Source organism: Spirosoma arcticum, from assembly GCF_054779955.1.
The window spans coordinates 1-570 of record NZ_BAAGXG010000069.1; the positions used below are offsets into that span (position 1 = coordinate 1).

Below are 570 nucleotides of genomic sequence, written 5' to 3' on the forward strand. Positions count from 1 at the left end.
CAAACTCTGGGCGAGTACTACACGCCGGATTGGCTCGTTGACTTCACGATGGAAGCCGCAGAGTTTCCGTCGTGGTTGGAAGGCCGCGTTCTCGACCCCACTTGCGGATCCGGTGCGTTTCTCATTGCAGCCATCCGACGCAAGAGGCAGGAAGCCCAGGAAGCAGGGTGGACAGCTAAAGAGACTCTTGCACACCTCTGTCACAGCGTCTGGGGCATTGGCCTTAATCCGCTGGCCGTCCAGATTTCACGGGTGAACTTTCTGATTGAAATCGCTGACCTTCTCAGGGATGCACCTGGGGAATCGTTTGAAGTGCCGATCTTGCTGGCCGACGCCATCTACTCACCCGCGGCTGATCCGAAAGATCCAGAAGGTGTCGTCACATATCAAATAGGAAGCTCGTACGCCGGGCTTCAGATCGAGCTCCCTTCCAAGCTTGTGATGAACAGGCAGCGTCTCGATCACGTCTTCGAAATTATGGGAGAAGAGGTGGAAACCGGGGCTGCTTTTGACGATGTCTCCTCAAAGCTTGTCAGTTCCGGTTCCCTCTCACCTGAGGAGCTCGATGCC

General features: G+C 55.8%; 1 protein-coding gene. It reads left to right on the forward strand.

Annotation, left to right across the window (positions count from 1 at the left end; all coding sequences use genetic code 11):
* Positions 1 to 570, forward strand: a 570-nt coding sequence (locus ACYVHB_RS32915; RefSeq protein ID WP_461056341.1) for an N-6 DNA methylase, incomplete at both ends; no start/stop codon positions are given.